Genomic DNA, 8,877 nt, shown 5'->3' with positions numbered 1-8,877 from the left:
GATTCTGTCCAGAAAGTCTTACGTAGTATGGAGGCAATCCAATCAAATGCACTGCAGGATTCCCTCCAAAAAGTCGCACGGAGCATGGAGATATTCAATCAATCAAATGTGTTACAAGAATCCCTTAAAAGAGCCGTAAATAATATAGAAATGTTCAAAATTTCAAGTGAAGTTTTAGAAAAAGATATATTACTGTTAGATAAAAAAATGTTGTCTTTCATTGCTTTTGAAGACACTTCATCTGAGATGATTATAGGTGAAGAAATAAAAGAAGAAATTGAAGAGGAAGTTGAACATTTAATTAAAACAGAAAACGTCTTATCAACTGAAGTGCTTGTTTGTAGGTTGATTATAATGTTGCAATGTTTACAGATGGTCGGAGTGGATTTTTTTGATTCAGATGCTGTTAACGGTTTAACTGCTGTGCTCATGTTTTATTTAGACAGATCACGTAAATAATTTTTGTTAGAACAACTAAAGGAGTTTAGGTAATAAAAATTCCTCACAAGGCAGACTTCTTCTATGAAAATTAATGCCTTGTGAGTATTTAATGTAGATATTCTTCATCTGCCACTATTTATATTAATCGTTCAACATTCAACAGAGTGATTCTTGGTAGAGATTTTTTTTCTTCTTCGAGCAACACATTATGCCAACTATCTTCAAGATTTTTGAGGGTTGGTTTTTCAAATTTATTGTTCTTTTCTAAATCGTGTAATGGATGAACGGTTCTATCGGGATCGAAGTGTCCACTGATCAACGGCTGATTTGGTAGCACCACTGTGTAGGCGACAATTGCATCTTCACTGAAGTCTTGATTGTTTGCGACACCGAATGACTGAAATCCGAATCCCTTACCATGAATGTACATGAGTGGCTCATCGACGCGATCCACTTTCAGGTTCGTCTCGAGGGCCGCTTTTGCGTTCAGATAGGGCTCCACCTCCTCGGGAAACACACTTTGTACGGCATGAACCCGTTCATAAAGACTGAGGTCAGCGTCCTTCCATCCCATGCGGAGGTCCATTTGCTCGATATACTCGATTGGGCTCTTTTCTTTCTCCTGTTGCAGGGTGTGCACCTTTTCTAAGTGAGACTCGATGTGGTCAAGGAAGGACGCAGATGTCTGGTGGACCTCCTGCAACAATTTTTCCTTGTCGAGCAGTTCCTTGTCTTTCGTCCAACCGGCCAGATAAGAGAGCGAGAAATCGTCCGTCGGGAACCCGAGTTGATGTGAGACGACATAGGCGACCATCTCGGCTTGGAACTCCTTCTCGGGTGCCGTGAGCGGTTTGTCTCGTTCGAGGTTCCGCTCTTGGTTGTGCAGTTCTGCGTGCGCGAGCTCATGGATCAGGACAGTGATGTTCTCGATCGATGTGTTCCGCGGGTTCAAGGCGATTGCATGCAACTCCGGATAGTAACAGCCTTTCGCCGTGCCGATCTCGTCGAGCGGTTCCTCCAATAGCGTCACATTCCGGGCATCCGCGAGCGTCGTCAAGGCGTCATGGATGTCTTGTTCGTTCTCGAGCCCGCCGTCCCGGTGATACCGTTTGAAGATGTCCGAGACCTCGATCCCTTTCTCACGCGCGTCGGTCTGCGTGTACTCGAACACGTGACCGATTTTGAAGTACATCATCTTACGTGACGGAATGCGTCCTTGTTTCACGCCGTCCTTGATCGGCTTCGGTGCTTTGCTGAGCGGTACCCATTCATCTTTGTGCAAGGCATACGTCACCGGACTTGGGACGAATACCTTGATGCCACGCTCACCTTTTTGCACCTGTGCGCCTTGTTTCTCCCAGAACGGATAAGAGCCGACCGCGACCGCGCCGGGGAACTGGGACTCGATCAAGACCGCGTTCCGCATTGAGTATTGATGGAACTTGCCGAGAAACTGCAGATGTTCCCGAATCTTCTCCGGACTCTCGAAGTAGCTGTCGATCTGTTTTCCCATCTGCTCGGTCAAGGCCTCGAGATCGGCCTTCCGTTCTTCGTTCGTCTTCATCTTGGCCATCGTGTCAGACTCCTTCCTTCAACAAATCGGTAGCAGATTCTTCGGTATCTGTGAATTCGTTCAGTTCACGTTCGAGTTGTGTCGACGTTTCCGGAATGTCCAGTAACAGCCGTGTCCGATTGAAATTGACGGGAAGCAAGACGATTTCGTCTTGCGCAATGGCGGTTAAAAGCTGATGCTCGGAAACGGACACCGGGATGTCGTACCGTTTTCCATAAATAAGGACCGAGACAGTTTTCTGTTGAAGCGTTAACAGTTGCCCCATCGTAAAGGGACGGTCAAGTGGTCGCATAAGGTTCATCCTCTCTCAAAAGTTAGTGTGTCCTTCTTCTGTTTTTGGTGTTCGATACGTTCCTGGACGACACGTTCTGCCGTCTCGAGGAACGTCGGCTTGAACTGGTCCGTCGTCATGATGTCCTCGATGCCCTCGGTCTGCATCAGTGCCTGCAGGAGCTCTGTCAGGATCTGTCCGTGACGGTCGGATCGGTTCGCGGCGAGCCGGATGCGTTCGAGCTCCGTCGACATCTGCTCGTGCACCAATTCCTCGATGTGACGTGAGACCTGCGTGCTGATCGAGCGGGTGAGGAACTGCATGTCCCACTTCTCGTCAGACAGTTGCTTATGTTCCTCTACTAGATGGTCGATGACCTGGCCGAGATGGCCGAAGCGTTTGTCGTCGGCGAACTCCTCCAAATACGCGACCGTCTCCGGCTTTAATCGAAGACGCATTTGTCTCAACTCTTCCATCGTCCTCCCTCACTTTCCATATTCGATGTCCCGTTCCAACTGTTCGAAAGCACGTTGATTCTTCAGGTGTTCGAATTCGTCATTCATGTGCCGCTCAATTCGGTACATAGATTCGTTGAATATCTTTTGTTGGTTGAATGCGCGTCGGACCGGATGTTTTAGGGCTCCATTCTTCTCACATGTCACCTGTTCTTTTGACAAGTCTCGCATCTCAGAGAGGATGGCATTCCCCATCCGGGCGTAGAGGTCCTGTCGTTTTGTCACCTGGTACCGTTCGGCCTTCTCCGTGTCGCCGTAGCTGCGACGATGGAACGACACTTCTTGTTCAAGCCGTTCGTTGAAGGCTTGAAACTCTGATTTGAAGTGAATGTCGATGTAGCGGTCGGTCAGACGGTCGAGCGACTCACGGAGCGGCTGCATCCCGTTCATGTTGTAGCGCCATTGACGTTTGTCTTCCGGCAACCGTTCATAGATGTCCTTGAATTGACGGACGAGCTCCGGATGCAGGAAACGGTTCGGGAGCGTTTGAATCTTCTTGTTCCGTTTATGGGCGACCAACTCGTCGCGGATGAAGGCGTTCAGTTTCTCCTGTTCTTTCGTCCGGTCGGCGAGGGAATGAATGACCTTCGACTTCATCAGCTCAATCGATTTTGGTTTGCGTTTGCCGCGCTTGCGCATGTGGCTCGTCTCGACGATGGCGACATGCACGTGAATGTTGTCAGTGTTGTAATGCACGGCACCGGTCCAATAGGCGTGGACCATCTTTTCTTTTTGGAGCATCGAATCGACCGCGTTCCGCGTCGCCTGGATCAATCGTTTCTCGTCGACGAGGTCATCGTGGAGCACACCGGTCTCGCGCAGCCAGGCGTTGTCGAACGAGATGACGTCCTGCCAGAGGATGCTCCCGTTCTCTTGCGCATGCTTGAAGATGTCACGGACGGCGCGACGTTTTTCGTCGTTCAACCGGTCGTCCTCGCGTGTGAACAGACCGCTCGATTTCGTCTTATCTTCCATATAGTCGTGATACGTCTCGAACTGTTCGCTGCTGTCTTTCGCGTCCGGACGATTGATGTAGTCGAGGTACGTCGTGTAGCGACGCGACTTCTTTTTTGTGCCCGGCACCTTGAACTTCGACTTGATGACGACACCCGGCGTCTCACGCATCCTGCATCACCTCGTTTAACAACCGGGTCACCTCAGCGAGCTCGTCCGCGCTCCGTTTCAGGTGGAGCGTATTCGCCTCGAGCTGTCGTTCGAGCCGCTCGACCTGTGTCGACTGGATACCGTTCGCGCACCAGCAGGCGAGCAGTTCTTTCAAATATTGTTGCCTGGAGCGGTTGTGTTCCTTCGCCCATTCATCGATCTGCTTCACGATGACGGGGTCGATGTCGCGGAGTAACAGATCCATCTGCCTGACCACCTTTCTAGAGGCTACATATTGCCGACGTTCGAAAAGTTCGTTCAAAGAGCATAAGGGGAAACTGCTATCACTCGTCGTGATAGACCAGGCAGAGCCTGGGGTTTCCGTGATATCACCAAAAGTCCGAAAATGGCACAAAATGTGCCAGTGAAACCAGTGGTTTGGCACGGAATGTGCCAGTTAAATCGACAGTTCCCGGAGCCTGACGTGCAACTTGTCGTGCTTTTCTTCGAGCGCTGTGACCGACTGTTCGAGCTTCTCGAGTTCCAGTGTGAGCTCGTCACGCTTCCGGCCGAGGTCGAAGATCTCGTTCTCCTGTTCGACCTGTTCGTCGAGCGAGAGGTAGGGGAGTTCACCTTCAAGCTCCTCTTGATCACGATCGAGTCGCTTGATCTGTTGCCGCTGCGCCTCGACCGACTGTTGTGCTTTTTCTAATTGTTGCTCTGTCTCCGTGAGCTCGTCCTTGACGAATAATCTCGTGAAAGTTGTCTCGTCAGATGAACTGTGGTTGGCTTGTTCGATGGTCCGACGGTCGGCATAGAGTGACGTCAACAGACTGTTCTTCCGTTCCTCGGCTGTGAGTGCGTCGATTGATTGTGACTTATTCAATCCATAGATTCGGACGGCGAGTTGGTCGAATTCGTTCGACACGTCTTTCAACTCGAGCACGTATTGGTCGTTCCGTTCGTAGAGCAACGTGACTTCCTTCTCAGAATTCGGACGTGCCTTATAGACATAGCGGAAGAGATGGTCGTTCGTGTTACCTGGTGCGTCATCGAGCGAGAGTCGGATGCGCATTGTCTTCGTCTCCGTATCGTAACTAGACGCGTGGAGCGTCACGGTCTCCCCGTTCGAGAGCCGAATTGCCTCGTTGATCGGCGTCTCATTGACCGGTGCCTCCTCGGCGAAGAAGAACGACGAGGTACCGAAAAAGAGGAAGCCGACGACAAAGAATAGGCCGAGTCCGAGGTAGAACCGGGAGAAGTTCTGGGTGAGACGCCGTCGCGTTTTCGGTCGCATCTAGATTCCTCCTTCCGGTGTCAGGTCTTCCATTTCGGTGACGACCAAACGTCCTTTGATGGACTCGAACGTCAGGGCCAACAGTTCTCGCGTCGTCTCTTCATAACCCGTCTCGGTGATCAACAGGTGCTGTTCGAACTGGACGAGGCAATCTTCTCCGGAGACAGAAGGGAACACCTCGATGTCGCGGACGGTCGTCTCGAACGTGCCGACGTCACTGCCGTCAGCGGCGAAGAGCGTGGCCGTGAGTTCCTCGGACATGACATCTTTCGCCTGTCGTTTCTGGGTCGTGTAACTGTCTTTCGTGATGGTGAAGGCATACTCGATGAAGCGCATCGCGCGTGTCACCAGCTCTTCCATTCGTTCCGTCTCCGTCGAAGCGACGACTGGTTCGGTGTCCGCCGGCATATCTTCGGAGGTTGCCGATTTCGAGGGAGCGACACTCTCATTTTCCGTTTCACTCGCCTCTGAGGTACTCGTGACAGCCGTCACTTGTTGATAGAAAAAGACGTTCGCCGCAATCGAAATCAGGAGCAGTATCCCGAACAGATACGCGATGTGACGTGCGGTGAAGTTCATTCTTCCTCCTCCTTTCCAAACATGCATGACTCAAAATCCGAAGACCGGGGCGGGGTCGATATGACCGGACCATTCACCCGTCTTGATCTCGAAATGCAGGTGGTTCCCGCTCGAGCGGCCGGTCGTGCCGCAGTATCCGAGCGCTTGCCCAGCCTCGATTTGTTGCCCGCTTTTGACGCCGAGACGACTCAGGTGCGCGTACGCCGTAATGTAGTTGTCGTGCCGGACTTGGACGAGATTGCCGTACGGTCCGCGGTTCCCGCTATAGATGACGGTGCCACTTTTGACCGCGTGAATCGTATCGGACGGGGTGCAACTGAAGTCGATCCCGGTGTGGTTGTCCCGTTGTCCAAAGACGACGCGCCACCCGAAACGCGATGTCACGTTGAGCGGAATGGCGAGCGGGGAACGTAACCCTGACAACAGCTCTTTCGTGATGACCCCATCGGCGACGGCGACCGGCGCGAAGTATTTCAACACCGAGTCGACGTACTCGATGTCCCCATAACAGGCGCCGTGCTGGACCGCGCTCGGGCGATGACAACGATAAATGCCGGTATGTTTCACGCGCTGATACATCATCTGGGAGAACGAGATGGCGAGCTCTTTCGAGTAACGTCCGCCGTTCTCCTGGACATAATCGATGAAGCCGCCGCCGAAGTTGTAACTCTGTAATGTGAGCTTTACGTCGCGGTTCGCCCGTTCGAAGACGGACGCAAAATGTTCGACGCCGTGGACGATGCTCTCCTCAGGAGAGGTGATGCAACCAATCCGTCCACACTTCGACTCGCTCGCTTGCATCGGGTCGTTCCCACGCCCGCCGCTCTCCTGCATCATGAGCGCGAGCACGAGGTTCGTCTGTTCGGTCAGTCCGTGCTTCGTCAGTTCCGATTCGACCAAGCCCCGATATTGGAGAACCTGGTCGCTCACCTGGAGACCGCCGGCCGTGTCGAACGTGACGTCGGTCGGTTGTTCGTTCTGGACACCCGTGAGCGTGTCGAGAATTCCGACGACGAGGATGACTAGGAACAACACGAGTGCCGCGATGCCGAGCAGGATGAGCCGCCACTTGAGCGTCGCGAGCTGCCATTTCGCTGTGACGGCGAAGCGGGCCGTCCGTTTCGCGGCCGCCCACATCAGGCACCTCCACCGAACAAGGCGAGTTCCTCGGGCGCGACGTCGACGTCAAAGATGAGGTTCTGCACGCCGGAAATGCTGAGGACGACACGCCCCGTCTCGAGCGAGGGGATGATCCGCATCTCGGAATTCGAGAGTTGGCCATCAAACACCGTTTGGATGATCGGGATACTTTCCGCGTCCTGTTCACCGATGATCTTGTATTGCGTCAATTGGAAGAGCGACTTGACGTTCTCGGCGTTCTCAGACTTTGATCCGGCCGGCACGAAGTCGGTGATCAGATGCGAAACGAAGAAGATGCCACCGAAGTATTTGCGCGCCTCGCGCATGCAGCGTTGCAGATACAGGATGGCCGGCTGCGCGATGTCGCGCGTGTTGATCAGGTGGTGTGCTTCGTCGATGACGATGAGATACTTGCATGCCTCCTCGGTCCGGAGTACGCCCTGGTTATAGGCCTTCAGTTGACTCGATCCGTTAGCGATCATCCCGTCCCACAGCATGTTCATGAGCGAGAACACCTGCGCCTGGAAAACCTCGTCGCGTAGGCTCGTCAGGTTCCGGAGCGGGAACGAGACGATGAGCTCCTCGTCGAACCGGTCAATCGAGGAGTGCCCGTCGAAGATGTTGCCGTAGTTATGGACGAGGTTCGTGACGGCGAGCTCGATGTTCTCGAGTCGTCGGACGCGGTTCGGACTGATCGCATCCTTGATCGAGGTGCGTGTGTCGTCCGTGTAGAGCTCACGCCGCACGAGTTTTAAGAAGTCGGAGAACGTCGGGTACCGGTTCGCCGGATGCGTCGTGATAGGCAGTTCGCCCTGTTCATCCCAGAGCCCGTGCCGGACGTACAGATCCCGGAGCAGGATCTCGAACTCGTTCGTCTCTTCCTGCGTCGCTGCCGGGTTGATGTAGTGATAGAACACGGCCATCTTTGACAGATGCTGCATGAACGAGAGTGCCTCGTTGGCGCTGCCGTCGTTATTCGTCACCGTTTTATAGACATGGAGCGGATTGATGAGACCGGCCGACCCGTCGAGAGCAATCTCTTTCCCGCCGAGCTGACGCACGAGGTCCGAGAATTCGCCCGTGACGTCGAGGATGCGGATCTTATTGCCCTTGATCGCCTGGTCGAGCACCGTCTTTTTGAGGAGTGTCGACTTGCCGGACCCCATCTTGCCGATCATGAGCGCGTTATAGAACTTGCGCTGTTTGTCCTTATGGAACAGGTCGAAGATGACGCTGCCGTTCGTGTCGGTCGTGCCGTAATACGTGCCGGTCGCGTCCTGGAGCGACGTGAAGTGGAACGGATAGCCGCCGGCGATGGAGAGGGAAGGGATCTCTTTCCCGCGGCGCCGGTTCGGGAGCTTTTGTTGCTGGTCGTAGCTCGTGAACAGGCTCTGCCACTCCCATTCCTGTTCGTTCAGGAAGATCGTCGAGCGGAAGTTTCGGGCCTCGAGCTCTTCCATCACTTCCTGTACTTTCACCTCGAGCGCGTCGAGCGTCTTCGCCTTCACATAGAGGCGGAGATGCAGATATTTCATCGTCTCGCCCTGCGTGATCTGTTCGTAGAGCTCGTTCAGTTCCTTATACGTTTCCCGGGCGTCGATGCGGTCGATGTTGTCCTTCGCGTTCTCGAAGCGTGTGTTCTGTTCGGCCATCGACTTGTTGATGGTCTGGATGATTTCACGCTTGTCGGCCGTCCCGATGTCGAGCGTCGTCAAAACGCCAGGCATGTTCAGGATGGGTTCGAGCCAGTAGTCATAGACGAGCGACTGATATTTATAGACATGGAGACACGATAGATATCCGTCCCCGAGCCGGACGAAGTTGGCGTCGAACTTAATGCCGCCCTGCGGCTGGATCTTGGCGATGACATCGGGATTGTAACCTTTCTCGATTTTTATGGTCTCTGGGTCCTGTTGTTTGGACATTTTGTCACGCAGGCGCTGCCACATGTGCGTCA

10 protein-coding genes are annotated in these 8,877 nt (G+C 53.4%); 1 reads left to right on the top strand and 9 read right to left on the bottom strand.

All coding sequences use genetic code 11. The features are described 5' to 3' along the window. Nucleotides 1-459 (top strand): hypothetical protein (locus M467_RS0115860; protein ID WP_235045163.1); only part of this gene is annotated, 459 nt, incomplete at its 5' end. Nucleotides 460-577: 118 nt separating this feature from the next. Here the strand turns inward: M467_RS0115860 and M467_RS0115855 are convergent. From M467_RS0115855 to M467_RS19600, 9 genes are all read right to left on the bottom strand, one after another. After that, on the bottom strand, nucleotides 578-2,014 hold the full coding sequence (locus M467_RS0115855; RefSeq protein ID WP_021065851.1) for an ImmA/IrrE family metallo-endopeptidase: 1,437 nt from the start codon (nucleotides 2,012-2,014) through the stop codon (nucleotides 578-580). Between the two features lie 4 nt (nucleotides 2,015-2,018). After that, entirely contained in the window at nucleotides 2,019-2,306 is a 288-nt protein-coding gene (locus M467_RS19630) for a hypothetical protein (protein WP_021065850.1), read from the bottom strand. A gap of 5 nt (nucleotides 2,307-2,311) precedes the next feature. Continuing rightward, a complete protein-coding gene (locus M467_RS31405) occupies nucleotides 2,312-2,761 on the bottom strand; it encodes a hypothetical protein (protein ID WP_021065849.1) in 450 nt (149 codons plus the stop codon). Between the two features lie 9 nt (nucleotides 2,762-2,770). Next, nucleotides 2,771-3,925, bottom strand: a complete 1,155-nt coding sequence (mobP2, locus tag M467_RS19625) for a MobP2 family relaxase (RefSeq protein WP_021065848.1) — start codon at nucleotides 3,923-3,925, stop codon at nucleotides 2,771-2,773. Beyond that, nucleotides 3,918-4,169 (bottom strand): hypothetical protein, encoded by a 252-nt coding sequence (locus M467_RS19620; RefSeq protein WP_021065847.1) that lies wholly within the window; start codon nucleotides 4,167-4,169, stop codon nucleotides 3,918-3,920. The genes mobP2 and M467_RS19620 overlap by 8 nt, the downstream gene beginning before the upstream one ends. A gap of 192 nt (nucleotides 4,170-4,361) precedes the next feature. Beyond that, nucleotides 4,362-5,201 carry a hypothetical protein gene (locus M467_RS19615; RefSeq protein ID WP_021065846.1) on the bottom strand — a complete coding sequence of 280 codons (840 nt, stop codon included), beginning with the start codon at nucleotides 5,199-5,201 and terminating at the stop codon, nucleotides 4,362-4,364. Then, nucleotides 5,202-5,780, bottom strand: a complete 579-nt coding sequence (locus M467_RS19610; protein ID WP_021065845.1) for a hypothetical protein — start codon at nucleotides 5,778-5,780, stop codon at nucleotides 5,202-5,204. A gap of 30 nt (nucleotides 5,781-5,810) precedes the next feature. Beyond that, entirely contained in the window at nucleotides 5,811-6,917 is a 1,107-nt protein-coding gene (locus M467_RS31600) for a lysozyme family protein (protein ID WP_021065844.1), read from the bottom strand. Further along, the gene (locus M467_RS19600) at nucleotides 6,917-8,869 is read right to left on the bottom strand and encodes a VirB4 family type IV secretion system protein (RefSeq protein ID WP_021065843.1); all 1,953 of its coding nucleotides are present in this window, start codon (nucleotides 8,867-8,869) and stop codon (nucleotides 6,917-6,919) included. The genes M467_RS31600 and M467_RS19600 overlap by 1 nt, the downstream gene beginning before the upstream one ends. Between the last annotated feature and the right edge of the window lie 8 nt (nucleotides 8,870-8,877).

Origin of the sequence: Exiguobacterium chiriqhucha RW-2, assembly GCF_000416965.1 — a bacterium.
GTDB classification, from domain to species: domain Bacteria; phylum Bacillota; class Bacilli; order Exiguobacteriales; family Exiguobacteriaceae; genus Exiguobacterium; species Exiguobacterium chiriqhucha.
The sequence above is the reverse complement of the archived record's forward strand: the minus strand, read 5'-3'. Positions and strand labels throughout refer to the sequence as shown.